This window comes from Methylophilus sp. Q8 (assembly GCF_000800115.1).
Taxonomy (GTDB): domain Bacteria; phylum Pseudomonadota; class Gammaproteobacteria; order Burkholderiales; family Methylophilaceae; genus Methylophilus.
The window spans coordinates 745,279-771,843 of the sequence record NZ_JUHE01000001.1 but is presented as its reverse complement, the minus strand read 5'-3'; the positions used below and the strand labels follow the sequence as shown (position 1 = coordinate 771,843).

The window sequence follows — 26,565 nt, the reverse complement described above, 5'->3', positions numbered from 1 at the left end:
CCGAAGACTCCCGCCAATCCTGCGTTGCTCGGCGCGGCAGATGGGGACCCCTAACACCAAGTGAGCGCCACGGTTTGGGGCTGTTATTAGCAACCTTTTAACTTTCTCAGTCGCTAGTTTAGTGAGATAAATCCCATCCCATCACGCTGAGTAGCGGAAACAAAATAAGAGTAGAGGGAGCGACTGTCTGAGCTCCGCAACAAGCCACGAAGTGTGTGGCTTGTCAGGGCGAGTTTCGTGACCGCTTATTTTGTTGAGCAACGCAAGGAAGCCGTAAGGCCGTGATGGCTGGGTGCCCTCTTCTTTGGTTACTTTCTGAGGGGCAAGCATCAGAAAGTGACTCGCCTAGAGGCGAAATAAATCTATTGATATTAGGTGTGATTGCAATAAATTAGTGAACACTCGGTAGCAATTGATCTATTGCTACCATCAATCTCTGTGTCGTCCCTCTATGCTGCAAGGTAAACCCCTTCGCTGCCTGCGCCATGGCTTGCACTTTCATGCTATCCGCTGCCAGGGCCGCAATCATGCCATGCAGCTCAGCCGCATCACTTAACTGCACCGCCGCATTCGCCGCGACCGCCGCCTGCGTCACTTGCGCAAAGTTAAACATATTGGGCCCCAATATCGTCGGTACCCCCATGGCGGCGGCTTCAATCAGGTTCTGTCCGCCCAGCGGCTGCAAGCTGCCACCCATCACCGCGAAATCACTCGCCGCGTAATAGGTATACATTTCGCCCATGCTATTGCCCAGCAGCACCTGTACATCGTTATTCAGGTGCTGCACCAGCTCCGTACGCAATACATAGCGCAGGCCGCGCGCCTTGAGCAGCGATTCGACTTCAGCAAAGCGTTGCGGGTGGCGCGGCACCAGCAGGGTGAGTACATCGGTGCCTTGTACGGCATTGAGTATCAATGATTCTTCGCCCTCACGCGTACTGGCAGCCATGAATACGGTGCGATCTTTACCCAATAGCTCGCGTAATGCTGCACCTTTGGCCGCGCTGTCTTCTGGTGGCGTGACATCAAATTTTAAATTGCCACAGATGATCGGATGTTTTGCACCCAATGTTTGCAGGCGTTCGGCATCGGCGGCGGTTTGTGCGGCGACTAGCGACAGTTGTTGCAGGCCACGGCGCGTCAGGCTACCGAGTTTTGCGTAGCCAGCGGCCGATTTGGGCGAGAGGCGCGCGCTCAGTAGCGCCATGGGAATATTCAAACGTGTGGCCTGGTCGATAGCATGGAACCATAACTCGGTTTCCATCAATAGCCCTAATGACGGTTTGAAGTAGGTCAAGAAGCGTTTGGCTGCGCCTGGTGTGTCGACGGGCAAGTAAGCTTGCAATACGCGGCCACTGGCGATTTCCTGGTCAAATAACTGGCGACCCGTCTCACGGCCGGTGGGGGTGCCGTGGGTTATCAGTAATTGGTGTTGCGGGTAATGTGCCAGCAGCGCATGAATCAGCGGCTGTGTCGCACGTGTTTCACCAACCGAAACACAATGCACCCAAATCAGCGGTGCGTTGACGGTTTGCGTGTAAAAGCCATAGCGTTCGCCGACATGCTGGCGGTATTCGGGTTGCTTGAGCCCGCGCCAGAATAGCTTGAGCGGCAGCAGGGTGGCTACCGAGAATATGAGCAGGGTATAGACGAATCTTGGCATGGCGTTATTCTCGCATATTTGCGCTGACATCTCGCCTGCACGCACCAATCAAATGCATGCAAAACACGAGAGTGATGACTCACCTATGCCTGAGGCCTTGTGGTTAAAGTGATTGCAAGAATGCAAGCAATACGCACCAAAAAAAGGCGTAAAAAATCGATTGACGTCAACAAAGTATAGGCATAAATTACTGCCAGCAACACAAGATGTTGTGTTTGGTTGAAGCCGCATCTCAATCCATAGCGTGCGGCAATATAAGCGTGCAAACGCTTGTTTCAAGCCAATCTTCGTGCCAACGCGTTGTCAGCCGCAGGGGTTTTTCCGGTTCACAGCGCGTTATCAATTAATAAGAATCGCCAAAGGTGGGAGAGCTCGATGCTGAAAGCAGTTGAACAAAAGAAAGTCCATTCAGAAGAGGTCGCGGCCGAGATTCCGGTGCAGCCTGTCTCACTTGATATCTGGGATAAAAAATACCGCCTGAAAACCAAATCTGGCGAGCATGTAGACCTGGATATGGACGATTCTTACAGCCGCGTGGCGCGTGCACTGGCTGACGTCGAGACCACCGAAGAGAAGAAAGCTGAATGGCACGAAAGATTTCTGTGGGCATTGCGTCGTGGCGCGATTCCGGCCGGCCGTATTACCTCCAACGCCGGTGCGCAAGAGCACAAACCAGCCACTTCTACCATTAACTGCACTGTCTCAGGCGTAGTCGAAGACAGCATGGACGACATTTTAGGCAAAGTGCACGAAGCTGGCCTGACGCTGAAAGCTGGTTGCGGTATTGGTTACGAGTTTTCTACATTGCGTCCAAAAGGCGCATTTGTGGCCGGTGCCGGGGCTTATACTTCCGGCCCGCTGTCGTTTATGGATATCTACGACAAAATGTGTTTCACCGTTTCATCTGCCGGTGGCCGTCGCGGCGCACAAATGGCGACCTTTGATATTTCGCATCCGGACGTAACTGACTTTATCAAAGCCAAGCGTGAAAATGGCCGTCTGCGCCAGTTCAACTTAAGCTGCCTGATTACCAAAGAATTTATGGAAGCCGTCAAAGCCGATGATGAATGGCGTTTGGCCTTCCCGGTCACCGAGAAAGAAGCCATTATTGATGGTCTCAACGTCAACGACGAGTCACAAGTCGTGTGGCGTGACTGGCCGATCAAAGGCAAATACCTGACCAAAACCGAAGGCCCTGAGGCTGGTAAAGTCGCTTGCCGCATCTACAAAACCATCAAGGCGCGCCGTCTGTGGGATGTGATCATGTCTTCCACCTACGATTTTGCCGAGCCAGGCTTTATTCTCATTGATCGCGTTAACGAGATGAACAACAACTGGTTCTGCGAAAACATCCGCGCCACCAACCCTTGTGGCGAGCAGCCATTGCCAGCTTACGGCGCCTGCCTGCTGGGTTCCGTCAACCTGACCAAATTCGTGCGCCAGCCATTCACCGACGACGCGCATTTTGACTGGGACGAATACCGCGAAGTGGTCGGCGTATTTACCCGTATGCTGGACAACGTGGTGGAAATCAATGGTTTGCCTTTAGAGCAGCAGCGCCAGGAAATCGCCCGCAAACGCCGTCATGGCATGGGCTACCTCGGCCTGGGTTCTACACTCACCATGCTGAAAATGAAATACGGTGAAGATGACTCAGTGAAATTCACTGAAGAGGTCACCCGCATCATGGCCGAAGTAGGTTGGGAAGTCGGCGTGCAACTGGCTGAAGAAAAAGGCCCGGCACCGATTATGGACGAGAAATTTGAAGTCACCGCCGACATGCTGCGCGTACGTCCTGAAATGGCCGCCGATGGCATCAAGGTTGGCCAGAAACTGGCTGGTAAAGTGTTGCTGGGCAAATACAGCCGCTACATGCAGCAATTCCCCGAAGGCCTGCGTAACCAGATCGCGACCAAGGGTGTGCGTTTTACGCATCACAGCTCTATCGCGCCAACCGGCACGATTTCACTGAGCCTGGCCAACAACGCCAGCAACGGTATCGAGCCTAGCTTTGCCCACCACTATGCCCGCAACGTCATCCGTGAAGGCAAAAAGTCGAAAGAGAAAGTCGATGTATTCAGCTACGAGCTGCTGGCTTATCGTGAACTGGTGAATGCGAACGCCATGCCGTTCAGTGACAAGCCAGAAGAGCAGTTGCCGGATTATTTCCTCGATTCATCCACCATCATGGCCAAAGCCCACGTCGATATCCAGGCCGCCGCACAAAAATGGATTGATAGCTCCATCTCCAAAACCATTAACGTGCCGACTGATTACGACTTTGAGGATTTCAAGAACATCTACCTCTACGCGTATGACAAAGGCCTGAAAGGATGCACGACTTTCCGTTTCAACCCTGAAGCGTTCCAGGGCGTATTGGTGACCGAGAAAGACCTCGAAAGCACCACTTACAAATTCACGCTGGAAGATGGCACCGAGATCGAAGCCAAAGGTAACGAAGAGATTGAGTACGACGGTGAGATTCACACGGCGGCTAACCTCTTTGACGCATTCAAAGAAGGCTACTACGGAAAATTTTAGTGTTTGCCTGCTGCGCTCGCCATTGCGGCGTTAAAAAGCAGTTTTAAATCCTCATGTACTATTTGTACACTCCGGTTTAAAACCGCTTTTCGCCTGGCACTGGCCTCGCTCGCGACGGCAACCATCTAAAATTTTGAAATGAATTTATAAAGAACTGAGCACTCCAATAGGGAGAACAACATGGCAATCAAGATCGACAAAAAAATCACCGCCTACAAACTGGTGACCGATGAAGACAAAAAAGCAGCCGAGGCCGCAGCAGCGCCTGTCGCAAACATCATTCAAATGGGTGAGCCATTGAGCCGCCCGGATATGCTTGTCGGCAACACCTACAAAATCAAAACGCCGGTGACCGAGCACGCGCTCTACATCACCATCAACGACGTCATCATGTACGAAGGCACGCCACAAGAGCACCGCCGCCCGTTCGAGATTTTCATCAACTCCAAAAACATGGAGCACTTCCAGTGGATCGTCGCGCTGACCCGCGTTATGTCCGCCGTATTCCGCAAAGGTGGCGATGTCACCTTCCTGGTAGAAGAACTGAAAAGCGTATTCGAGCCTTCAGGCGGCTACTTTAAAAAAGGCGGCAAGTTTGTGCCTAGCCTGGTGGCTGAGATTGGTGAAGTCGTAGAAAAACACCTGCAAGAAATCGGAATGCTGAAAAAGCCAGGTTTAGACGAACACCAGCAAAAACTGGTCGAAGAGAAAAAAGCCGAATACCTGGAAAAACACGCCAAGTCAGGTGACGAGTCAAACGACGAAGGCTTCCCAAAAGGTGCACAGCTTTGTAAAAAGTGTAATACCAAAGCAAGCATTCTGATGGATGGATGCATGACTTGCTTGAACTGCGGTGATAGTAAGTGCGGTTAATTAAATCTGAAATATAAGGAGCTTCGGCTCCTTTTTTACTTTATAGGTGAGATATTTAGACGGGGTTAAGTTGGAAAATTTTGACATCTCTTTTATTAAGAATAACTGGCATCTTAAAACTGGCTTATTAGGGAGTGAGCTAGCTTATATCTTATTCATTGCTACTGTTTCTAATCTTTTGGGCTTAGATAAAAATTTCCCCATAGCTTTTATTCTATTAGGGAACATAGCTATTTGGGTTTGTTGGCTTTATTCAAATAAACCACCTCGAACGCCTAATAATAAGGTTGGCTTTTTGGTAAGTATTTACTGTTCAGATGAGGATGATTTTAAAAAAATTAAAGAGGATTTGCTTGTTCCATTACAGCAGCATATTAAGGGCGGTAATAGTGGTAAGGTTTTTCATTTCATGGAGCTCCAACAGCATCTTGCCGAAAAGTGTTTAGACTCGCAGATTGCTCAGAAAGTAAGGATTGAGTCGGGCGCTCAATTTATGCTTTTTGGTAGGGTGCGAAAAAGAATAGGCGAAGATGGAGAGCCTCATTATTTTTTTGATTTGGAAGGTGCTGTTGCTCATGCTTTAGTATCAGAGGCTATGAGTAAAAGATTGTCTCAAGAGTTTACTGAGCTTCTTCCAAGAAGGGTTGAGGTGCTTTCTGAGAATGATTTGTTCTCTTTCCAATTCACATCTGATTGGGCAGGGATAGTTGCAAAATATATTATTGGTATAGCAGCAGCAATTTCAGGAGATATTATTTATGCTGAACAATTATATGACGACGTTGAGCATAGCCTGATTGAGAAAAATAATAGTTTCCCCATTTTTCTAAAACTGAAAGAGCGCTTGCCAGTAAGACGGGTTGAGATTTATGAGGCGATGGCATCTGCTTGGCATGCAGAGTGGATTGTAGATTATGAATTGAGCAAATTGATGAAGGTGTATCAATGGCTTCAAAAGGTAGATCCTGAGCAAAGAAGTCGACCAGGTGTACTAGGGTTATACGCAATCTGTGAGTTTGTATTGAATAAGAATGTCGAAAAAGCAATTACACATATTAAAAAACTAGAGCAACCTTCAAATCCAATTTGGCAATTAAATATGGCATTTTTGTATGGTTATAAAGGTCAGCTCAAACAGGCCATTCGCCATTACAGAAATGCATCGCAACTAAATATTCAGGTTGATACTATCAATCAGGTTGAAGGTTTTATAAACTGGATTTTGGCGGGTAATCCAGAATTAATTCATTTAAATTACATATTGGGTTTTTTTAATTGGCAGATTAGAGGCGATAGCCTCTTGGCAAAAAACAATTTTGAGAGCTTCTTAGAGAAAAGTGATGAGTCATCTTACAGTAAGGAACGTGAGTTAACTGCTGAATGGATAGAGACGATTAAAACTTATAATATTGCTTAAAATTAATACTGATATTAAAAAAGTAAAGGCAAGGTGCTATATGCATAATTACTCATTAAATGATGATTCCAAATTAAGAGTTTTATTTTTGATCGCATTGCTAAGCTTGTTTATTGTGGGTTTTGCAAAAGACCTATTAATAACTATTTTTGAAGCACCTGTGTATGTTTCTGTGCCATCAGCTTTTACAGTATATGGGTTTTTTCATATGCTCTTTAATAATTGTGTTTGGAAATGGGCTTTATTGTATAAAGTCGGTTTGGTTAAAACTCCGATAGTTGAAGGTAAATGGGAAGGTGAGCTTCGTTCTTCAGTAGATGATTATTCAAAGCCATTCAAAGTTACTCTTCATATTCATCAAACGTGGGACAAAATAAGTATTTGTTTGGACGGTGATAATACATACAGTGAGTCAAAGATGGCCAACTTTAGGATTGTAAATCCTTTATTCTGTGAGTTCGGATGGTCCTTTGTTTCGCAAACAAAGCCCGAGTTCTCTAAAAAAGACTATATATGTTACGGAACAGCTAGTGTTCGCCTAACCTTTGATAAGGGCAATCAAGTTAAAAATATTCTTGAGGGGTCTTATTACACAGACAAAGGGACTCACACATTTGGTTCAATAAAACTGATTAAGGTTGTTAATGCTTAGTCAAACTTTCCCGTTGAGTTCGACAATAAATAAGGTGGATGCAACGCTTGATGCATGGACTGGAATTGAAACTTTCAGAATGGTCATGGACAAATATCCCAACTTGGAGATCTATCTAGTTGGAGGGGTTATAAGGAATATTATTCTTGATTTAAATATATCTCCGAAGGATCTCGATTTCGTTATTGCTGGAGATCAAGTTGGAGAGTTTATCTCCGAATTAAATCGATATGGAGATATTAATTACGGTCAATTTCGTTCACCAAGATGGCATCCAAATAGGGATGAAGTCTATTGTGACTTGATGGATTTAAAGAAATGGGACACGGGATTATCTAAATGCGAGAGTATTTGTGATGTTCTAAAACAATTTGATTTTACTGGTAATGCACTGGCGTTAGATTTGAGAGTTAACAAGTTATATGATCCCGTCAATGGACGTAATGATCTAGAAAAGGGCTTGTTGCGTGCAGTTCGCTTTGACTTTCCAGATTTGCCCATTAGAGCTGATACTAGGCTTACAAAGATGGCTATTCATTGGTTTAGATACTTGATATATGCTCAAAGGCTAAATCTAAAAATCGAAATGAGTACCATGATATGGATTAAAAAAAATACACAGTTCCTCGACCAACTTCAAATTTATTGCCTCGAATTTAATGAAAGTCCTGTAGAGGTTTGGGATTCGATTAAAAGATTGGACATTCATTAAATTCCTTCTTGTATTTTAGAATCAGTTTCTCATTAAGCTGGCTTGTCATGGCTGACTAAGTGAGATGTAGAATTAAGACATGTGAAGTTGAGTTATCCTAAACCCAAAACCTAGTTTGATGTAATTCAAAAGCAAGAGTGAGAGTTTTTTGAATTGAATGATCTTGTATCTTTCACTTATCAGATGGAGATCAAGGTATGTTGAGTTCAAAAACGAAAGATGATGCAGCAGAGAAAACATTAAATGACCCGCGCTGGCAGCAAGTGCTGGCGAGGGATGCTCAAGCAGATGGTCAGTTTTATTATTCGGTCAAAACCACCGGCGTTTCTTGCCGTTCATCATGTGGCGCTCGCCCGGCATGACCTAAAACTGTCGAGTTTACTTGACCACCGATGCATCAGAAGCTGCCAGGTTTAGAGCCTGCAAACTTTTCAAGCTTATTCGTACTTAACACCCTTGTAGTTGCTGACCTTTACACTGCGCCGCCAATTGAGTGGCGGAGGTTTTTTGTTCCTCGGTTATTTGCGCCAAAAGATAATTAAGCATTTTGGTGTGGCGATTCAAAAAATGCTTGTCTTCATTTTGCGTCGCCAATATTAACCACATCGCCGCCTTGACAGTATTTTGTTCAACGCCAGCGCCTTGTTGGTAGAGGTCGGCCAGATAGCCTTGGGCTTCACTATTGTTGTTGCTTGCGGCCAGGCTTAGCCATTGCACGGCGGCGGGCATGTCTTGCGCAATCACATCACCGCGCAAATACAGCATGCCCAAATTAAGTTGCGATTTCACGTGCCCTTGCTTGGCCGCTTGCTCGTAATAGGTCACCGCTTGCGGGTAACTGATGCTTTGAGTCTGGCGCTGAAATACCAGTGAGGCCAGTGTGTATTGCGCCTCTTTGTAATTTAACTCTGCCGATTTTGTGTACCACTTGACCGCTTCGTCCATATTTTTGGCCACGCCATCGCCATCCTGATACATAAGGCCCAAGTTGTAGCAGGCTTTGGTATCGTTTTGATTAGCGAGTGACAGATAAATCGCATGGGCACCGGCATAGTCTTTTTGCAATAGCTTTTGTTTGGCTTCTTCTAAAGTGTTTGCCTGCGCCAGGCTGGCCGAATACAGCGCGAACAGCATCACCCCGGTGAACATTGGTTTAGTGAATAACTTTGCCAAAAAACCGCTTTCTATTTGCGCCATGCCTGTTCCTTGTGTGTGGGTATGCGTCGAATAATAGTCTCAGACTTGAGCGATTTTGATAAGTGCTTTATTCAGCCAAGCCCATCCATTGGGAGGCACCACGCGCCGAGGCTTGTACCGCTTGTTGATAGGTCGCTGTGGCTGGCAAATGGTCAGCCAGCTGGTTGAGCGAAATATAACCGGGGTCTAAACGGACATCTTTTTCGCGGAAGATGCTGTGCTCTTTGGCGTAGCTTTCCGCAAGTGCCCTGAGCGATTCGGCCAGCGGTTTGCTCGGCTCGCTGGGGGTAAAGTCGCCCAACAGCCACAGGTGCACATCTTCCTCTTGCGTATAACCTGCTTTCGGGTCTGCCAGCATAAACGCATGGGCTATCCTGGTCTGGTTTTCGACCTCTTTCGGGTCGCCATAAGCCACTTCGTAATACTTCACTTCTGCCTTGAGCAGCGAGGTCGGGCCGTCAATTGGCACGTTGCCAACGGCATAATAGCCTGCAATCGCGCGCAGGCTTTGCAAATGGTGCTCTTTGCCCACGAAGTGGATGGTTTCACCGCGTGCTTGTAGCGCTTTGATGCCTGCCGCCATGTCTTTAGTGGCGGCGTAAATAAGCGCTGCGTAGCTGGGGAAGGAGTGGTTGTCGGCATTCTTTCTGGCAAGGCTGTAGTTGATCATGGCAGTGCCATTGTCATACAGCTCGAGTGCGCTGGTGGCGGCTACTTCTTTCTGCGCATCCAGCACTACCGAGACCGCCATTTTTGTGCCGTTTTGATTGCCACCCGCCAAGGCTGCAAGCCAGTTTTGCAATTGCTCTGCGGGCCATTCTGGATATTGTTCTCTGGCTAGCGCAAACACTTGCGGCAACAGCCTAGTTTGTTCGACCACGCTTAAGTTTTGCAGCCGCAACGTGGTGTATGTTGGCGGCAGGGTGAAATCGTCGTTCACTATCTTGTCATCCTGTTTTATTTTCAGTGCAGTCTCGCATTGAGTTCCGCGTAATCGGCATCTTTCAAACGCTCTTCACGTAAAAGTGTAACTTGCATCGCATAGTTCATTGATCAATATATATTTTTATCCCATCGCGGCCAAAAAGGTATAAATTACGCACTGAAGTTACAATTTGTTACATATAACGATTAAGTCTTCTCGGTGATGCTGGGTTGAAGGGTATGAATCTTGTGCACTACGTGCATATAACAAGAGCCAGGCTAGATATGTGGGGATGGTTTCAATGACGGATTTATCGTTGCAAGATCGTTCCAGATTGCTGGAATTAACATTTGCTTTTGATGAGATTGGTGATGCAGTTTTTTTGATTAGCCAACAAGGTACACTCTGTTATACAAATGCCCTGACCTGTCAGCTCTTTGAATATTCACAGGCTGAGTTATCTGCTTTAAATAACCAACGATTATTGCCTGACTTTTCCAATGAGTGGTGGCGTGAGCATTGGCATGCGCTGCAAAAGGTTAAATCGCTTAGCTATACAGTTAAAAGTCGCAGTAAAACTGGTCAGAGTTTTGATGCAGTCATCACCGCGACAAAAATCAGTCTGGGCGAAACTGACTATAGCTTGGAGGTCTTACGTAAACTGCCGAATGGCCATGCAGATGAAGGCAAACCTGAGCAATTGGATCGAGAGCATTACCTTCGAACCTTGCTGGATAACTTTCCTTTTATGGTCTGGCTGAAAGATAAAGATAGCCGGTTGTTAGCGGCCAATAAAGCCTATGCAAAGATGGCCGGTGTAGCGACGACTTATGATCTTGAAGGCAAGACAGATTTTGATTTCTTTCCGGCCGAGCTTGCTCAGCAATATGTCAATGGCGATAAAGACGCTTTAAACAGTGATGCGCCTATTGGCGTGATCTGCCCGATCAGGGATACGTCTGGAGAGTATTACTGGATAGAGTCCTATAAATCCTCTTTGGTCGTCGATGATCAGGTCATTGGCACCGTGGGGTACGCCAGAGATGTGACCGAGACGCTGCAACGGGAGCGTGAATATCACTCATTGATCTCAAACTTTCCTAATTCCATCGTGCGTTACAACCGTCAAAATAAGCGCACTTATTTGAATCCTAAAACCGCTGATTTTTACGGTGTCACCTGTGACTTCCTGGTTGGAAAGTCGCCTTCTGAGTATCCTGGCGGCGCTTCAGCGATCGAGTTTGAATCTCATATTCAGGAGGTCTTCGCGGCGGGGATCAATAAAAACGTAGACCTGCATTGGCAAACGCCGGAAGGGAGGGGGCGGATTATCCATACCTCCCTGATTGCCGAGCTGGACCCGAATGGCGAAGTCATGGCTGTGATCGCGATGGGGCAGGACGTCACGGAGACGGTTGAAAGCCAGGCGCGCATTCATCATCTGGCCTATTTCGACTCGTTGACGGAGTTACCTAATCGGGCATTACTCGCCGACCGTTTGAATCAGACCATGGCTGAGGCGGGTCGAAACAACCATCCATTTAGTCTGATGATGCTGGATCTGGATCGGTTTAAAGAAATCAATGATTCATATGGACATACGGTAGGAGACCAACTGCTATGTGAGGCGGCCAGAAGGCTGGAAACACGTATTAGGCGTTATGACACCATTGCCCGCCTTGGGGGCGATGAGTTTGCGATTCTCTTATCTGAAATACATCATCCGCAAAATGCGTCTAACGTCGGCCAGAAAATTATCGAGGCTATGGCTGAGCCTTTTTACATCGCCGGTAAAGAGTTATTTATTACCGTGAGTATTGGCATTGCGGTGTTTCCTACCGATAGCCACAAAGTGGAAGATTTACTCAAATACGCGGACTCCGCTTTATATTCGGCCAAGAGCAAAGGCCGCAATAATTTTCAATTCTATTCTTCGGATCTCACAGAGAAAACGTCGGTACGCATGAATATTGAAAATGCGTTACGGAAAGCATTACAGAAGGACGAATTCAAGCTGTATTACCAGCCGCAAGTGGATTTGATTTCCAAAGAAGTGGTGGGCGTAGAGGCGCTGATCCGTTGGCATAGAGACCATCGTGAATTGGTTTCCCCAGATCAGTTTATTGGTATTGCTGAAGAGTCCGGGCTCATCATTAGTATTGGTGAGTGGATCATATCCACTGCATGCAAAGCCGCGGTGCAGTGGAATGCGGGGCGAGCCACGCCTTTTACGGTTTCGATTAACCTGTCTACCAGGCAATTTATTCAGAATGATTTATTTAACTCGGTCATCAACATCCTGACGGAAACGGGATGTAAACCTGAATGGATCAAGTTGGAGATCACCGAAAGTCTGTTGCTGGAGGATAACGAAGCGATTCAGTCTGTCCTGCAGACTTTCCATAACCATGGGCTATGTATTTCAATTGATGATTTTGGTACCGGCTATTCGGCGTTAAGCTATCTGAATCGATTCCCGATTAGCCAGTTAAAAATTGATCGATCATTTATTAAAGATATCACTACTAACCTTGATAGAGGATTAATTGTGCAGGCCATTATCTCAATGGCCAGGAGTTTGCGAAAAGGGCTGATTGCCGAAGGCGTTGAAACAGAGGCGCAAGCCCAATACCTGGCAGCAATCGGTTGTCCTCATGCACAAGGATATTTATTTGGCAGGCCAGTGCCCTTTGAGGAAGTCATGGTCACGGGGCCGTTGTGACAACGTTAGTGGCGGTTCAAGAGGCCATGAATGCCCGCACGCTATGCGAGGGGTGATTTACTTTGCATGCAATCTGGCGTTCAGCTGGTCTATCACTTCTGCCCAATCGGCATCCTTCAATATCTCTTCACGCAAAAATGTGGCCTGCGCGGGTGTCCAATAGGGCGCTTCGGCCAGCGAAATGTAGCCCGCCAGATGACTGTGCGTTTTAATAAACGTTTCGATCTCGGCGTCGGTATTCGGCAAGCCGAGTTGAGCGAATAGATTATTCAGTGTGTGCAATGAAGATTCCATGAGGCTGACTCCTAAAGTCGTTAATTCAAAGTAATTCTTCCACGTGTTTTTTAATATTGGCTGCCAGTTTGGGTGTGGGCAAATCATTGGTATCGGTGCCAAACGGGTCTTCAATTTCTTCGGCAATCAGTTCCAGGCTGGCTAACACATAAAAAATAAACACCACGACTGGAATCACGTAATAGCCCAGGCTGAATACAAAGCCAAACGGCAGCGTCATCACGTAGAAGAAGATGAATTTCTTGATAAACGCGCTGTATGAATATGGGATAGGCGTATTCTTAATACGTTCGCACATGCCGCAGACTTCAGTGAATGATTTGAGTTCGTCGTTGATGATAAACAACTGGTCACCGCTGATTTTGCCTGCGGCGTAGAGCTCGTTGGCTTTTTGAAACAGACGTTGCGCGATCTGGTTGGGGTGATGTTCGTGATGGTCGATCTCCAGGTCCAGCCCTTCAAACAGCATTTTGCTGACTTCTTCATTCATCAAGTGTTTGGACAGCACCGAGGCAAAGGTCGGGATGATTTTTTTGAAGAATTGCTTATCTTCTTCGTCAGTTAAAAAGGCTGATAATTTAATGGCGAGGTTACGGCTGTTATTGACCAGTGTGCCCCAGGCTTTGCGGCCTTCCCACCAGCGGTCATAGGCGGTGTTGGTGCGGTAGGCCAGCAGCAATGACAACACAAAACCGACGGTGGTGTGGATTAAGGACAGGTTTTTCACATGGCTGCTGTCGGCCAGTTTCCAGTACTCGATTTCGAGGTAGGCGATGCCGCCTGCATAACATCCAATCAACAGCATCATGGGCATGAGCTGGCGGAAGGTGTCCGATTCGTGAAAGCGGAAGATGAAGGTAATCCAGTCTTTGGGGTTGTATTGAATCATGCGGTGTTGCCTGTTGAAAACTGGAAGCCAGTTTAACATGGCGACCGGAATAATAGCCGCTTGCACGGGGCGCGACGCATGACAGACGATACTGACAGCAATGTCAGAATGGATCGTCTTTTTTGTTGCTGTCTGGTTCTTTACGCTCCTGTTATCGGCCAGCCTTTCGTCCGGGCTGCGCGAGCTGTATTCATTATTCGCATTCATTTCTCTCTGGAGGTTGTTCATCATGGTATCTAGCAACAATGCATTGCAATCTGAAACGAGTATTGACCCGCTCCCTGGCATGGGGGCGATTCCGCATGCTGATGGCGTGGCTTTCAGGGTGTGGGCGCCGCATGCCGAGCAGGTGTCGGTGATCGGGGCTTTCAATGACTGGCAAGCGGGCGCTGACCAGTGCGTGAGCGAGGGCAATGGTTACTGGTATGCTAACCTGGCGCATGCCAGGCCTGGCGATGAATACCAATATCATTTGATCAATGGCGAGCAGCAACTGCAACGCATAGATCCTTATGCCAGGGTTGTCACTAACTCTGCGGGCAATGCCGTGGTGCCTGCGCTGGATTTTTTTGATCAGCCTGGGTCTGACTTTCAAATGCCGCCATGGAATGAGCTGGTGATTTACGAGCTGCACATTGGCACGTTTAACGCCAAAGACGAGACGGTAGGCACATTTGATACGGCGATTGAGCGGCTGCCGCATCTGCAGGCGCTGGGCATTAATGCGGTGGAAGTGATGCCGATTGCCGAATTTGCCGGGGATTATTCGTGGGGGTATAACCCGGCGCACCCGTATGCGGTGGAGAGCGCTTATGGCGGACCTGAGGCGTTCAAGCGCTTTATTGCCGCTGCGCATGACTTGGGCATCGCCGTGATTGTGGATGTGGTGTACAACCACTTTGGGCCGTCTGACATTAGCCTGTGGCAGTTTGATGGCTGGCAGGAGAACGGCAAGGGCGGCATTTACTTTTATAACGACTGGCGCTCGGCGACGCCGTGGGGCGATACGCGGCCAGACTATGGCCGTGGCGAGGTGCGTCAGTATATTTTTGATAATGCCATGATGTGGCTGGACGATTATCACGCCGATGGCCTGCGCTATGACATGACCTTGTATATCCGCAGTGTCGAGGCGAGCGCGCAGCAAATGATTGTGGAGGGCTGGAGCTTGCTGCAATGGATCAACAGCGAGGTGGAACGGCGCTACCCTGGCAAAATTACCATTGCCGAAGACTTGCAAAGTAGCGCAGAACTGACGCTGAAACATGAGGATGGCGGGGCGCACTTCAGCAGCCAGTGGGATGCCGCATTTGTGCACCCGGTACGCACTGCGCTGATTGAGGTCGATGATGCCAACCGCTCTATGCCCGCGGTGCGTGATGCTTTGCTCAAACGCTATAACGACGATGCGTTTGAGCGTGTGGTATATACCGAGTCACACGACGAGGTGGCGAATGGCAAGCAGCGGCTGGTGTCTGAGATCGATCCCAGCGAGCAACCTGGGCGTTACGCTATCAAGCGTTCGTGCCTGGGCGCGGCGCTGGTGATGACGGCGCCGGGTATCCCCATGCTGTTTCAGGGCCAGGAATTTTTGCGTGACCAATGGTTTCGTGATGACCGCCCTATCGACTGGCATCGCGCAGAGGAATATGCCGATATCACCACGCTCTACCGCGATTTGATCAGCCTGCGCTTAAACCGTAATGGGTATTCTGCGGGCCTGAGCGGGCAACACACCGCCGTGTATCACGTCAATGATAATGACAAAGTGATTGCCATGCACCGCTGGCAAGAAGGCGGTGTAGGTGACGATGTGGTTGTGGTATTTAATTTTGCTGAGGGGCGTAAAGATCACTATGTGATCGGTTTGCCGCAAGCTGGTGAGTGGACGTTGCGTTTTAATAGTGACGCGACTTTATATAGTGAGCAACTGGATGAAACCCCTTCCGGCGATATCACGGCGCAGGACGAAGCGCACGATGGCCATGCGTTTTCAGCCGCCATCACCATCGGTGCTTACAGTTGCCTGATCTATACGCAGGAAAAGTAACCCTTTAATCATGTTGCATGATGTCAGTGCGCAGGCACAGCCCATGGTTTAAGGCATATTGAGGTGATGGCCTGCCGGGTCGTGCCCTTTTAAAAACGCGGCAAAGTCATCCGGCGACAGTGGTTTTGAGAACAGGAAACCTTGCAGCATATCGGCCCCTAGCTCTCGGCAGAGGCTGGCTTGTTCTATGGTTTCAATGCCTTCCACAATCACATCCAGATCCAGGCTTTTCGCCATAACGATCAGGGCTTTTAAAATGCGGCTGTCGGCTTCGCTCTCAGGCACGTTTTGCACGAACGAGCGATCGACTTTTAAGACCGAGGCAGGCAGCCGTTTTAAATAAGACATGGAGGAATAGCCGATGCCAAAGTCATCCAGCGCGACTTGTACGCCCAGGGCCTTGAGGTGATTAAGCACGGCGGAAGTTTTGTCGAAGTCTGACACCAATACGCTTTCGGTGACTTCTATAGACAGGCATTCACCCGGCAGGCCTGCGGCGGCCAGGTCATGTTGAATATCGCTGAACATACTCTCTTGCTGCAGCAGTTGCTCACTGGCATTGACCGCTAATACAAATGTGTGATCGATCAGCCCGTCGTTACGCCATTGCGCGACCTGCATGCAGGCCAGGCGCCTGTTCTTGGTATCAATCGCAGCCAGGAAGCCGAGCTCTTCAACGATGTCGATAAACGCAATCGGCGCTAACAGGCCTTTGCTCGGGTGGTTCCAGCGCATAAGCATTTCTGCGCCGCAGATCTGGAAATTTTTGGCGTTAATCACTGGTTGATAGTATTGCACCAGCTGATTTTGCAGGCGTTGCGAGCGCAGTTCGCCTTCGAGCATGATTCTGTGCAGAATCTGGTCTTGCAGGTCTTCGCTGTAAAAGTGAAAGCCGTTGCGGCCTTCGCGTTTTACCTGGTACATCGCCAGGTCGGCGCGCTTTTGCATGTCTTCCGCAGTGAGCGCACACTTGGGGTAGGTGGCAATGCCGATGCTACAGGTGACAAAGTGTTCGGTGTTGTGGAGGGTGATGGGTTCGCGTACGCTCTCGAGTACACGTTGTGCCAGCGCGCCGACTGAAGTTTCGGTATCCAGGTCGTGGACGACAATGGCGAATTCGTCTCCGCCCAGGCGGCAAACCACGTCGCCTTCGCGGACGACGGCCAGTAATCGCTGTGCAATCTGCTGCAATAACTGGTCACCGGAGTCGTGGCCTGAGCTATCGTTGATTAATTTAAAATTATCAATGTCGAGGTAAATCAGGCCAAGCTGGAAGTTCAGGCGATGTGCGCGCTGAATCGCACCCCGCAGATGCTCTTCAAAATAATAGCGGTTGGACAACCCGGTCATGGGGTCGTTTTCAGCCAGGTATTTGAGGCGTTTGTGGGTATCAATCAGCTTGCTGTTGAGCGCGTGGCGCGCTTGCGCATGCACCAGTGCCTTGGTCAGATGCCGCTCTGACAGTTCTTTCTTAAGCAGGAAGTCTTGTGCGCCGGCGAAGATACAGTTGCGCTCTATGACTTCGTTATCTTCCATGCCGGTGAGGATGACGACGGCAGCATGTTTTTCGGTGTGCTGAGTGAGCTGGTTTAAGACATCCAGGCATTCCATGTCGGGCAGGCGGTAATCAAGCAGCACGACATCAAAGGTGTCTTCATCATACAGTTTCAACGCTCTCACGGCCGTATTGGCCTGCACGATGTCTTTGACCAGTTTGGGATTTTGCAATACGCGGATTACTGCCATGCGGTCCAGTTCATCGTCATCAACAAGTAGCAATCGCATGTTTATTCCTTTGTGACGGGGAGTTCGACCAAGCGCCAGTAATGCTCAATAAAGCCGATGACTTCAAGAAAGTCGCGGTCCATGTGTTGCTTGAAGACATACCCTGCGACATGGTTGCGATAAGCGGCCACCAGGTCTTCATCTGATTTTGAGGTGGTGAGTACAAATACCACGGCATGTGTCAGCAATGGGTCGGTGCGCAGGGTTTGCAGAAACTCAAGGCCGTTCATGCGTGGCATATTAAGGTCGAGCAAAATAATATAGGGCGCTGGCACGGCACCGGTACGCAATAATTCCAGTGCCTCACGCCCATCGCGCGCACGTAGCACGGTGTTTAACAGCCGCAGCTTGCGCAATGCCCGTTCCAGGGCGATGGCGTCAATATCGTCATCGTCAACAATGAGTAAAGTGACTTCTTTATAGTTTTGCTTCTGCAGGATTTGCACGGGTCAGCCTCTCCTCTATATTGATTGGCCAGGTAAACCGGATAGCACAGCCACGGATACCGTCAGAAGCAATGCTGGTGTTGCCGCCATAGGCTTCCACAATTTTTTTCACCAGCGCCAGCCCCATGCCGCTACCTTCTACTTCATCACGTGGCCGCAGGGTTTGGAACATAATGTAGACACGCTCCTGGTATTCTGGCGAAATGCCCGGCCCGTCGTCAGTGACGCTGAATTCATAAAAACCTTTGCCGACGGTACGACCACTCAGCTGAATGCGGCCTTGCGCTTTATCATGGTGCTTGATGGCATTGGCAAACAGGTTGCGCAGCACTTGCTCCAGCGGTGTGGCGAGCGTGGTAAAAGTGGGCAGATCTGGATCCACTGCCAGGGTAAACCCTTCAGGTGGCGCTTGTAGCTCGAAAACAGTTTGCGCCCATTTGCCGAGGTCGACCTGGCTGACGCTGCCTTCCATGCGCCCGGCGCGGGAGTAGGCGAGTAAGTCATCCAGCAGGCGCTCCATTCTGCGCAGGCGGCCACGTAGCAGGTCCATGTGTTGCGGGATGGCATCGATTTGACCATTGTTGAGGTCTTCTTCAATCCAGTGCGAAATCTGGAAAATACCGCGCAACGGTGACTTAAGGTCATGCGAGGCAACATAGGCAAAGGTCGCCAATTCTTTATTGCTGCGCTCGAGTTCATCGCGGTGTTCCGCCAGTTTTTCACCCGCTTTTACCCGCGCAGAAATATCGGTAATCGCTGACAGTACTTTGACGCCATCGTCGGTTTCGATCGGGTTCAGTCCCACCTCTACCGGAAACTCGCTACCGTCTTTGCGACGGCCAAATAAGTCGCGGCCGCTGCCCATGGCACGTGGGCTCAGGTCAGAAAAGAAAGAAGCACGGTGATGCGGGTGTTGATGGCGGAACCGTTCGGGTAGCAGGATATCTATCGACTGGCCCAGTAACTCGACTCGGCTATAGCCAAAGATGCTTTCTGTCTGGTTATTCACCATTTCGATGATGCCGCCTTTATTCACCATCACCATGGCGTTGGGGGCGGCTTCAACCACTTGGCGAAAACGCTCCTCCATTCTTTTACGCGCCGAAATGTCGGTAATGGCTGAGAGCACCTTAATGCCATCATCAGTTTCAATCGGGTTAAGTCCCACCTCTACCGGAAACTCGCTACCGTCTTTGCGGCGGCCAAATAAGTCGCGACCAGTGCCCATGGCACGTGGGCTTAAGTCAGAAAAAAAGGATGCGCGGTGATGTGGATGTTGACGGCGGAAGCGCTCGGGCAGGAGGATATCTATCGACTGACCCAGTAACTCGACCCGGCTGTAGCCAAAGATGTTCTCTGTCTGGGTGTTCACCATTTCGATGATGCCTGTGTGATTGACCATCACCATCGCCGTAGGTGCGGCTTCCACCACCTGGCGCAAGCGCAGATTGGCCCGTTCGATATCCCCAATGTCATCATGCATGACCAACCCCTTTGCACCAACAAAACTTGCTTGGCGAGTGTGAATCTAATTGCGAGTGTCTCTGGAATGCGTGCTACGGATAGTTTGTTCTATTTACGCTCAAGTATATCCATGTCGCCGTCGGGAATGCAATGTGTGCGGCCAATGTTTGTGACGATATTTTTTGCCCGCATGGCGGGATTGAGCCACGAGAAGAGATGGTTGTATGACGTTGAGGCACAAAGTATGAGTTTTGCCTCAACGTGAACCCTTGGGATGTTATGGGATGCCAATAATCTTGAGGTATTCCTCAAGGGTCAATGTGAGTGTTTGCAGCGAATTATTCACTTCGTCTAGATGCGCATTGCCATTCAGGTGCAGTTGCTCTAACAACGCTTTGTGTTTTTCAACCGCGTCTAAATGCGCCTCCAGTTTTGCTTCTTTGAGTGCTTTGGTCATGGTCAGTCCCCTTCACAAGATGTGTTTACTCTAACAGGCTTTGAGCGTGCATGTTTAGCTTATATCAAGGCCTTTCATGTTTGAGTAATGTGAGGGCTGCAAAGTTTGCGGCCTATATACAGGCGATATTCGCCAGAACACGACACTCGACCAAGGCAAAAACATGTGTGGGTTGTTGCAAGGCTGTCTGCTGATTAAAATGACAGCATGTCTGCTGCATTGATTCAACAATACCTCCCTGGTTACCCCGCCCATTTACGTGCGCAAATTACGCAATTGCATGCGCAGGGACAATTGGGCACTTATATTCAACAACGCTATCCGCAGGTGCATGCCGTTCAAAGTGATAAAGCTTTGTATGACTTTTGTATTGAGCTCAAACAGCGCTATTTAAAAAATGCGCCGCTACTTGATAAAGTGCATTTTGATAACAAGCTGACGGTTGAAAAGCAGACCTTGGGTTTGAACACGGCAATCTCGCGCGTGCAGGGTGGCAAGCTGAAGGCCAAGAAAGAAATCCGTATATCGGCATTTTTTAAAACGGCGCCGCTGGAGTTTTTGCAGATGATTGTGGTGCATGAGCTGGCGCACCTTAAAGAGCGTGACCACGACAAGGCGTTTTATCAGCTGTGTTTGCATATGGAACCCAACTATATGCAGTATGAGTTTGATTGTCGTGTGTATTTGTTGTCGCTGCTGTTAAGTCAAAGTGAGTAAACGCTTACGTATTGGCGGCAGCACTGATTAACTGTAGCAAGGCGTCACTTTCAATGGTCGGTTTGTTTACCAATAACCAGACCGCGGCAATTCTGTCTGCCTGTGCATAGGCGGGTGTAGCCAGTTCCTCGCCAAAAATATCCGGGTCTATTTCTGTGTATTGATAGGTGCATCCTGCCATTTTGGTACTCTGTTTAACGGCCTCGATGAACGGATCATGCCCGTGAATGATGGCGACCCCGGTATAAAGCATAAGGATGCCGCCCGGTGCCAGCCGGGTGAGTGCCGCCTCAACAATATCCAGTGAAAGTTGTGCACCCAGCGGGCCATGGCCATACCGGTAAGCGCGAGCGGATGGGTCGACCAGGTAAGGCGGGTTGGAAACTATCAGGTCAAACTCGCCAGGCAGGTCGTGCAGCAGGTCGCTGTGGTGGAACGCTACGTTGCTAATGCGATTGGCTTTGGCATTGATGGCGGCAAACGCCAGTGCCTTGGCATTGATATCTACGCCTATGCTCTCGGCATAAGGCAATGCTTCGGCCAGCAAAATGGCGCCGACACCCGCGCCAGTGCCAATATCGACACAGCGCCGCACTTTGCCTTGCAACGTCGACAGTGCACCATACATGGCATTGATAAAGCGATAGGTGTCCGGGCCGAAAAACACGGCATCGGCGGCGTCAGTCGGAAAGCCGGAATGTAAAAACAGCTTGTCTTGAATGCTTGAAACGCGCACTTGTGACCGCCAGCCTTGCGCCACTGGCCGCAAAATATTGGCTTCTTTCATGCGTGCAAATAGCGCTGCGTCTAGCGTTTCTTGCTTGAATGGCCGGTTCCAGCCGAAGATATCCTGAATGCTTTCTGCCCAGGCATTACCCGACCGCTGGTTCACCAGATGATGGGTTGCCGGGGTTACCGTCACAAAGCTGTAGTGACGCTCATAGAGCGCCAGCAGTAACTGTTCTAATGGGGAATGGAGGTGTTTTTCCACGATGCCGTCCTTTAGAGGGGAGTGTTGGTAGCTTAACAGAATGTTACTTTCTGTTTAATCAGCGAATTCCTACATGACGCTCATACATCGTCTGATAGAGCGTTTGATCATATCTGCGTAACTTATGTGCTTTGTACTTGCTATTCCATTTGGGCTATTCCATCTGGCAGCTTAATGCATTGGAGACCGCAGCGATGTCAGTCATCAGCAAACACATCGGGAAGCATCAGCAAACAGTCCAAGACTGGTCTGCCAAGTCTATGTACTTTTCACTGTTGGCGCCTTCCGGTTTTAGCAAGGGCCGGGCAGATAGCCTGGGTTTTCTGGCCGCCAATTTGCAGGAAACCAGCCATCATTTCACCAATGTGCCCACACATCCTGCGCAACTGGAGGCGTGGTTGCTTGAGCAACATGCGGCAATCGGCCAACAGTACCAGGAGTATCTTGCCGCCAGAAAAGCCGGTGAGCCACGCTGGTATTTCAGTAGCAAATCGCACGCCTTGTATTTTCTGCGTGCAGTCGCGCCGACCAAAATGGTTGATGGGGCCTGGTTATATGGCTTTACGCGCCACTGGCAGGACACGCGTTTTACCTCCTTGTTAAAAATTTATCTGGAAGAGTTGGGCAATGGCATTGAAGCCATGAATCATGTGGCGCTATACCGCAAACTGCTGAAAGTGAATGATTGTGATGACTGGCGCACGCTGGACGACAAGTTTTTCACACAAGGCGCTGTGCAGCTGGCGTTGGCCGCAAATGTTGAAACACATCTGCCAGAAGTGATTGGTTTTAATCTGGGCTACGAGCAGTTACCGCTACATTTGCTGATCACGGCATATGAACTCAAAGAGCTGAATATCGACCCCTATTACTTTACTTTGCATACCACCATTGATAACGCACATAGCGGGCATGCCAGAGCGGCAATTGATGCCGTCAGCGAGGCGATGCCTACGTTTGGTTCTGTACAGAACTATATGGCGCGCATTGTGGCAGGGGTTAAATTAAATGACGCCGGCCTCGGTACGCTGGACCTGATCAAACACTTTGACCTGCTGGCTGAAGTGGTCCGCGTGTTGCAAAGCAAAGCTAGTATTGGCCAGTATATGCATGCCAACCATTGTGTGATTGGGGGCAAATCCATCAATGCGTGGCTGGCTGATGCCGATCAGGTGGCCAGGTTGCTATCTGTGATGGAAAGAACTGGCTGGATAACACGCCATCAAGACCCTGAACAGAGCCGTTTCTGGCAAATGATCACGGCGGATAAAGCGCCGATGTTCGGCGTATTCACTGCTTATGAGAGACAAGTGCTGTATGACTGGATTGCGGGTGAGGCGCTTGAGCGCTTGCCCCGACTGGCGCGATTGGGCGCGCCTTGGCGGATGGCGGAGAAACCATCCCTGCTTAAGACGCCTGAAGGGCACCCGCATGGCAATATTTACGACTTGCGCTCAGGTCGTCGTGTTGCTCAGGCATTGCAGGTGGACAATGACTTTCACCAGGACCAATTGTCGCTGGAGCGCTATCTGCACGGTTTGGGGCAAAAGCGTATGGATTTCCTGATTGACTGGTTATCGCCTGCCAAGCACCATACGCCGCTGGGCTTGTGTGCGACACGTTATTTCAAGGCGTATGTCGATGCGCCATACGGGCAAACTGATGATTGATTAAAACGTGCCCGCCCAATACTGTTGAGAGGTTCTTCACCACTGGTGCTTCAAGGCTTAGCCAAATAAATCATCCAGCGGATTTTTGCCGCTGGCGCTTGCCTTGCTTGCGACGCGGCTGGCGGTGAATTCCTCTTCAATATTGTCGCGGTAATAGCTCCACTGTGCGCTGGCATTTTTCAGGTTGCGCCAAATGCTGTCGCCGACATTGGCATATTCCAGCGCGCTGCCATTTTCGAGCTCTACTCTTAAGAGGCGCTTGCCTGCGTCGTAACCAATGGCGCGCAATTTGCCTGAGTGAGTGCTGATCATCTCCATGCCAGCCCCTTAGCAGCAACCACCTGTTTTACAGCCGCAAGATTTGCCCGCGGGTTTCAAGCCTTTGTGTTGCCAGGCGTTTAAAAAAGCCTCTTTACTCATGGGTTGAATATTGAGCGATTGCTGTAGTTCGTCATCAACGACTTGTGCCTGGTAATGTTGAAAATGCGCCAGGTATTTAGCGTAAGCGCGGTCTGCGCCACGCAGTTTCTGCCATTGTGTCCAGAGCCATTTTTTCAGTGTAAACATACAAACTCCTGCGTTTTTGCCATCACTGGCAGCATATTAAACTAATTCTGTCGCCAGTTTAATTTTCATGTCTGTTAGAGGCAGTTTGGCGCGCGGAGTTCACGTCTTGCGTTCATGGCTTAGGCTCATGACTCAATGTCATAGCAGGCAGACTCAATGCGACGGATGATGGCCGGAATGTCGCTGGCAGGTACCGGTTCCGAGAATAGAAAGCCTTGGGCGCCGTAACAGCCCAAGGCTTTGAGTTGTTGCACGCTTACGGCGGCATGGATGCCTTCGGCAATCACTTCTATGTGCAGGTTTTTTGCCAACTCCAGTGTCGAGCATACGATGGCCAGGCTGGAGGCATCGTGGTGCATTTCGCGGATAAATTGCTGGTCGATTTTGAGATAGTGCAGAGACAGTTGTTGCAGATAAAGTAAGGAGCTGTAGCCGGTGCCATAGTCATCAATACTGATTTTGATGCCGAGCGCGATCAGGTCTGACAGGAGTTTTTTGACGCGCCTGGGGTCAGCGAGCGCGCTCGACTCGGTAATTTCAACCTCTATGTGATTGGCAGGCATGGCATGCTTTTCCAGCGCTTGCGCTACCTCTTTCACCAGGTCAAAGTTCATCAGGTCGCGGGCGGTGACATTGACTGCAATAGTGAGGTCAAGTTGCTGTTGATGCCACAATTGCCACTGGCGGGTCGATTCATGTAACACCAGCTTAAACAGGGTATGAATGAGGTCAGTGTTTTCGATATGCGGCACAAACTCACCTGGCATAATCAGTCCGCGTAGCGGATGTTGCCAGCGCACCAGGGCTTCTACCCCCATCACCGTTTGCGTTTGCAAATGCACCTTGGGCTGGTAGTAGACCACAATTTGCCGGGCGTGTATGGCTTCCCGGAATTCACTGATAATCCAGCTTTTGTCTGCCGGTTTGTCGCGGATAGCCTGGTAGCATTCGACTTGAGACTGGTTTTCTTTTGCCCGTAAAAGTGCGCGCTCACTTTCGCGTTGCATATTAGAAAAAGCGTGTTTGGTGAAAGAGTCTGCCATTGAGATGCCTATGCTGCAGCTGACTTTGGCAGTTAACCCATTGACAATAAAAGGTTGCTCCAGCAACTGGTGAATATGCCAGGCTTGCTGTTCTACGATGGCTTTTTCAGGCACGTTGAGCATGAGCACAATGAACTCGTCACCGTCGACACGGGCGAAGTGGTAGCCTTGCGCCTGGCTGTTGTGATGTAGTCGCTTGGCGACGGCTTTTAGAATCAGGTCACCCAGGCCAAAGCCGAAAATATTGTTAAAGGCTTTGAAACCATCGATATCCATGAGCAACATCGCGTTCATACTATGTGGCAGTACACGCGTGGAATACATGCTACTCTCAACTACTTGCTCAAGATAATTGCGGTTGGGGATGCCGGTCAGATAATCGGTGCGGTTTTGCTGTTCCAGTTGCTGCTTAACCTCAATGATATTTTGTAAGGTGGTACTGAGCTGATACCAGCCGATGATAAAGATAATGAAAAAGCCCAGCAAAATGCCGATGGTGGCAGGATGTAATGCCTGGAAATAGCGTAATAGCAGCGCGACCGGGAACAGCAAGGCCAGCGGTAATAGCATCGTCAAGATATGGTGGGCATGGCGATCGTCTTCACTGGCTCTGGGATGGCCGAGCTGCGCTATATCCGGATGCAAGGCAACACTGCCAAAGCTGACATAGCCTATGAGCCAGCACATCAGGTTGATGTCATGCGGTACAGCCAGGCTGTTGCTCGTGCCATGAAACACACATTCACCGATGGCAAAAAACAGAATGGCCAGGCAAAGCTGCAAAAATACCCGCGAGGCGTATGCGTTGCTACTGGTCCATAGCCATAGCAGCATGCCGAGTTCAATAAACGACAGTGAGGGATACAGCATGCGAAAAATCTGCGGCCGATCCAGCGAAAAACCATGATGCAGGATGGTAGGTAAAAACAGGAATTGCCAGCCGATGAGCATGAGGCTGGTGGCCAGGATCCAGCCCTGAAAAAAGCCATGACGTGGAAATTGCGGGTGTTGCTGGCAGGCGAGTTGCCACAAGCTGCGCACCAACGCCAGGTGCCCTGTGAGCAGGCACACATCAGCCAGTGAAAGTTGCAGGCCAAAGTGTCCACTGGCATCGGTATTCGCTTCTATGAGTCCACCCAGGCATTGTGCGCTGATAGCGACCGCAAATTGCAACCATGGTTGGCATGGTTGCGGGCGCTGTCGCCAAATGCCCAGCCAGATGGCACTCACGCTGAGGATGGCAATCAGAAAAAACCAGCTATCCCTGAGTCCGAACCGACTAACAAGCGGCAGGCAAGCTGTGGCGACCAGCCCAGCCAGCCAAAAGACTTTCCAGGGCGGCGTCATGCGTGCTGCCAATGAAATAACGGCTGAAATATGATGACTCCATTGCATGGCTGTACTTCACATAAGCAGATCGAAGCGCCATTAAACACTGCTTTAATAACACATGTAAATATATGTTTTATTGGCGGGTGCTTAAAAGTGAT

At 49.4% G+C, this 26,565-nt stretch carries 23 protein-coding genes; 10 read left to right on the top strand and 13 right to left on the bottom strand.

What is annotated here, in order from left to right; genetic code table 11:
* Positions 1-391: 391 nt before the first annotated feature.
* Entirely contained in the window at positions 392-1,663 is a 1,272-nt protein-coding gene (gene waaA, locus GQ52_RS03885; RefSeq protein WP_235272949.1) for a lipid IV(A) 3-deoxy-D-manno-octulosonic acid transferase, read from the bottom strand.
* Between the two features lie 375 nt (positions 1,664-2,038).
* Here waaA and GQ52_RS03880 point away from each other — a divergent pair, with 375 nt between their 5' ends.
* The 6 genes from GQ52_RS03880 to GQ52_RS14160 all read left to right on the top strand — a co-directional run bounded on the left by GQ52_RS03880 (position 2,039) and on the right by GQ52_RS14160 (position 8,220).
* Positions 2,039-4,204, top strand: coding sequence for an adenosylcobalamin-dependent ribonucleoside-diphosphate reductase (locus GQ52_RS03880; RefSeq protein WP_047515342.1), 2,166 nt, complete (start codon positions 2,039-2,041; stop codon positions 4,202-4,204).
* A 180-nt stretch (positions 4,205-4,384) separates the two neighbouring features.
* Positions 4,385-5,077: an NrdJb gene (locus GQ52_RS03875; protein ID WP_047515340.1), complete on the top strand. Its 693-nt coding sequence runs from the start codon at positions 4,385-4,387 to the stop codon at positions 5,075-5,077.
* Positions 5,078-5,147: 70 nt separating this feature from the next.
* Positions 5,148-6,494: a M48 family metallopeptidase gene (locus GQ52_RS03870; protein ID WP_152604411.1), complete on the top strand. Its 1,347-nt coding sequence runs from the start codon at positions 5,148-5,150 to the stop codon at positions 6,492-6,494.
* A gap of 40 nt (positions 6,495-6,534) precedes the next feature.
* Positions 6,535-7,146: a hypothetical protein gene (locus GQ52_RS03865; protein ID WP_047515336.1), complete on the top strand. Its 612-nt coding sequence runs from the start codon at positions 6,535-6,537 to the stop codon at positions 7,144-7,146.
* Positions 7,139-7,858, top strand: a complete 720-nt coding sequence (locus tag GQ52_RS03860) for a hypothetical protein (RefSeq protein WP_081979308.1) — start codon at positions 7,139-7,141, stop codon at positions 7,856-7,858. The genes GQ52_RS03865 and GQ52_RS03860 overlap by 8 nt, the downstream gene beginning before the upstream one ends.
* A gap of 197 nt (positions 7,859-8,055) precedes the next feature.
* A complete protein-coding gene (locus tag GQ52_RS14160; RefSeq protein WP_081979307.1) occupies positions 8,056-8,220 on the top strand; it encodes an Ada metal-binding domain-containing protein in 165 nt (54 codons plus the stop codon).
* A gap of 85 nt (positions 8,221-8,305) precedes the next feature.
* Here the strand turns inward: GQ52_RS14160 and GQ52_RS03855 are convergent, their stop codons facing one another.
* Together GQ52_RS03855 and GQ52_RS03850 are read right to left on the bottom strand one after the other, a co-directional pair.
* Positions 8,306-9,055 (bottom strand): tetratricopeptide repeat protein, encoded by a 750-nt coding sequence (locus GQ52_RS03855; protein ID WP_047515330.1) that lies wholly within the window; start codon positions 9,053-9,055, stop codon positions 8,306-8,308.
* 67 nt (positions 9,056-9,122) lie between these two features.
* Positions 9,123-9,995, bottom strand: coding sequence for a hypothetical protein (locus GQ52_RS03850; protein ID WP_047515328.1), 873 nt, complete (start codon positions 9,993-9,995; stop codon positions 9,123-9,125).
* A gap of 286 nt (positions 9,996-10,281) precedes the next feature.
* Between GQ52_RS03850 and GQ52_RS03845 the strand changes: the two genes are divergently transcribed.
* Positions 10,282-12,702 (top strand): EAL domain-containing protein, encoded by a 2,421-nt coding sequence (locus tag GQ52_RS03845; RefSeq protein ID WP_047515325.1) that lies wholly within the window; start codon positions 10,282-10,284, stop codon positions 12,700-12,702.
* A gap of 57 nt (positions 12,703-12,759) precedes the next feature.
* Here GQ52_RS03845 and GQ52_RS03840 read toward each other — a convergent pair whose 3' ends face one another.
* Complete coding sequence (locus GQ52_RS03840; protein ID WP_047515322.1) at positions 12,760-12,996, bottom strand: DUF2789 domain-containing protein; 237 nt, start codon at positions 12,994-12,996, stop codon at positions 12,760-12,762.
* 25 nt (positions 12,997-13,021) lie between these two features.
* Positions 13,022-13,885, bottom strand: coding sequence for a bestrophin family protein (locus tag GQ52_RS03835; RefSeq protein WP_047518506.1), 864 nt, complete (start codon positions 13,883-13,885; stop codon positions 13,022-13,024).
* A 229-nt stretch (positions 13,886-14,114) separates the two neighbouring features.
* On the opposite strand from GQ52_RS03835, the gene GQ52_RS03830 reads away from it, so the two are divergent.
* On the top strand, positions 14,115-15,935 hold the full coding sequence (locus GQ52_RS03830; protein ID WP_047515319.1) for an alpha-amylase family glycosyl hydrolase: 1,821 nt from the start codon (positions 14,115-14,117) through the stop codon (positions 15,933-15,935).
* A gap of 48 nt (positions 15,936-15,983) precedes the next feature.
* On the opposite strand, the gene GQ52_RS03825 is transcribed toward GQ52_RS03830, so the two are convergent.
* The 4 genes from GQ52_RS03825 to GQ52_RS03810 all read right to left on the bottom strand — a co-directional run bounded on the left by GQ52_RS03825 (position 15,984) and on the right by GQ52_RS03810 (position 20,087).
* Positions 15,984-17,720: a bifunctional diguanylate cyclase/phosphodiesterase gene (locus tag GQ52_RS03825; RefSeq protein ID WP_047515317.1), complete on the bottom strand. Its 1,737-nt coding sequence runs from the start codon at positions 17,718-17,720 to the stop codon at positions 15,984-15,986.
* A 2-nt stretch (positions 17,721-17,722) separates the two neighbouring features.
* Positions 17,723-18,166 (bottom strand): response regulator, encoded by a 444-nt coding sequence (locus GQ52_RS03820; RefSeq protein WP_019881049.1) that lies wholly within the window; start codon positions 18,164-18,166, stop codon positions 17,723-17,725.
* Positions 18,138-19,649 carry a PAS domain S-box protein gene (locus GQ52_RS03815; RefSeq protein ID WP_047515314.1) on the bottom strand — a complete coding sequence of 504 codons (1,512 nt, stop codon included), beginning with the start codon at positions 19,647-19,649 and terminating at the stop codon, positions 18,138-18,140. The genes GQ52_RS03820 and GQ52_RS03815 overlap by 29 nt, the downstream gene beginning before the upstream one ends.
* A gap of 258 nt (positions 19,650-19,907) precedes the next feature.
* A complete protein-coding gene (locus tag GQ52_RS03810; protein ID WP_047515312.1) occupies positions 19,908-20,087 on the bottom strand; it encodes a hypothetical protein in 180 nt (59 codons plus the stop codon).
* Positions 20,088-20,294: 207 nt separating this feature from the next.
* On the opposite strand from GQ52_RS03810, the gene GQ52_RS03805 reads away from it, so the two are divergent.
* Positions 20,295-20,804, top strand: a complete 510-nt coding sequence (locus GQ52_RS03805; protein ID WP_047515308.1) for a YgjP-like metallopeptidase domain-containing protein — start codon at positions 20,295-20,297, stop codon at positions 20,802-20,804.
* 4 nt (positions 20,805-20,808) lie between these two features.
* On the opposite strand, the gene GQ52_RS03800 is transcribed toward GQ52_RS03805, so the two are convergent.
* Positions 20,809-21,795: a class I SAM-dependent methyltransferase gene (locus GQ52_RS03800; RefSeq protein ID WP_047515305.1), complete on the bottom strand. Its 987-nt coding sequence runs from the start codon at positions 21,793-21,795 to the stop codon at positions 20,809-20,811.
* 194 nt (positions 21,796-21,989) lie between these two features.
* On the opposite strand from GQ52_RS03800, the gene GQ52_RS03795 reads away from it, so the two are divergent.
* Complete coding sequence (locus GQ52_RS03795) at positions 21,990-23,465, top strand: iron-containing redox enzyme family protein (RefSeq protein WP_235272947.1); 1,476 nt, start codon at positions 21,990-21,992, stop codon at positions 23,463-23,465.
* Positions 23,466-23,522: 57 nt separating this feature from the next.
* On the opposite strand, the gene GQ52_RS03790 is transcribed toward GQ52_RS03795, so the two are convergent.
* The 3 genes from GQ52_RS03790 to GQ52_RS03780 form a co-directional block, all read right to left on the bottom strand.
* Positions 23,523-23,783, bottom strand: a complete 261-nt coding sequence (locus GQ52_RS03790; RefSeq protein WP_024930376.1) for a KTSC domain-containing protein — start codon at positions 23,781-23,783, stop codon at positions 23,523-23,525.
* A 9-nt stretch (positions 23,784-23,792) separates the two neighbouring features.
* Positions 23,793-24,032 carry a hypothetical protein gene (locus GQ52_RS03785; protein ID WP_019881058.1) on the bottom strand — a complete coding sequence of 80 codons (240 nt, stop codon included), beginning with the start codon at positions 24,030-24,032 and terminating at the stop codon, positions 23,793-23,795.
* A 125-nt stretch (positions 24,033-24,157) separates the two neighbouring features.
* Complete coding sequence (locus tag GQ52_RS03780; protein ID WP_047515295.1) at positions 24,158-26,470, bottom strand: bifunctional diguanylate cyclase/phosphodiesterase; 2,313 nt, start codon at positions 26,468-26,470, stop codon at positions 24,158-24,160.
* Positions 26,471-26,565: the final 95 nt, after the last annotated feature.

Excerpts from the sequence above, each read along its gene's own strand:
- waaA (WP_235272949.1), bottom strand. The coding sequence starts at position 1,663 with ATGCCAAGATTCGTCTATACCCTGCTCATATTCTCGGTAGCCACCCTG.
- GQ52_RS03880 (WP_047515342.1), top strand. The coding sequence starts at position 2,039 with ATGCTGAAAGCAGTTGAACAAAAGAAAGTCCATTCAGAAGAGGTCGCG.
- GQ52_RS03875 (WP_047515340.1), top strand. The coding sequence starts at position 4,385 with ATGGCAATCAAGATCGACAAAAAAATCACCGCCTACAAACTGGTGACC.
- GQ52_RS03865 (WP_047515336.1), top strand. The coding sequence starts at position 6,535 with ATGCATAATTACTCATTAAATGATGATTCCAAATTAAGAGTTTTATTT.
- GQ52_RS03860 (WP_081979308.1), top strand. The coding sequence starts at position 7,139 with ATGCTTAGTCAAACTTTCCCGTTGAGTTCGACAATAAATAAGGTGGAT.
- GQ52_RS14160 (WP_081979307.1), top strand. The coding sequence starts at position 8,056 with ATGTTGAGTTCAAAAACGAAAGATGATGCAGCAGAGAAAACATTAAAT.
- GQ52_RS03855 (WP_047515330.1), bottom strand. The coding sequence starts at position 9,055 with ATGGCGCAAATAGAAAGCGGTTTTTTGGCAAAGTTATTCACTAAACCA.
- GQ52_RS03845 (WP_047515325.1), top strand. The coding sequence starts at position 10,282 with ATGACGGATTTATCGTTGCAAGATCGTTCCAGATTGCTGGAATTAACA.
- GQ52_RS03840 (WP_047515322.1), bottom strand. The coding sequence starts at position 12,996 with ATGGAATCTTCATTGCACACACTGAATAATCTATTCGCTCAACTCGGC.
- GQ52_RS03835 (WP_047518506.1), bottom strand. The coding sequence starts at position 13,885 with ATGATTCAATACAACCCCAAAGACTGGATTACCTTCATCTTCCGCTTT.
- GQ52_RS03830 (WP_047515319.1), top strand. The coding sequence starts at position 14,115 with ATGGTATCTAGCAACAATGCATTGCAATCTGAAACGAGTATTGACCCG.
- GQ52_RS03825 (WP_047515317.1), bottom strand. The coding sequence starts at position 17,720 with ATGCGATTGCTACTTGTTGATGACGATGAACTGGACCGCATGGCAGTA.
- GQ52_RS03815 (WP_047515314.1), bottom strand. The coding sequence starts at position 19,649 with ATGCATGATGACATTGGGGATATCGAACGGGCCAATCTGCGCTTGCGC.
- GQ52_RS03810 (WP_047515312.1), bottom strand. The coding sequence starts at position 20,087 with ATGACCAAAGCACTCAAAGAAGCAAAACTGGAGGCGCATTTAGACGCG.
- GQ52_RS03805 (WP_047515308.1), top strand. The coding sequence starts at position 20,295 with ATGTCTGCTGCATTGATTCAACAATACCTCCCTGGTTACCCCGCCCAT.
- GQ52_RS03795 (WP_235272947.1), top strand. The coding sequence starts at position 21,990 with ATGTCAGTCATCAGCAAACACATCGGGAAGCATCAGCAAACAGTCCAA.
- GQ52_RS03790 (WP_024930376.1), bottom strand. The coding sequence starts at position 23,783 with ATGGAGATGATCAGCACTCACTCAGGCAAATTGCGCGCCATTGGTTAC.
- GQ52_RS03785 (WP_019881058.1), bottom strand. The coding sequence starts at position 24,032 with ATGTTTACACTGAAAAAATGGCTCTGGACACAATGGCAGAAACTGCGT.
- GQ52_RS03780 (WP_047515295.1), bottom strand. The coding sequence starts at position 26,470 with ATGCAATGGAGTCATCATATTTCAGCCGTTATTTCATTGGCAGCACGC.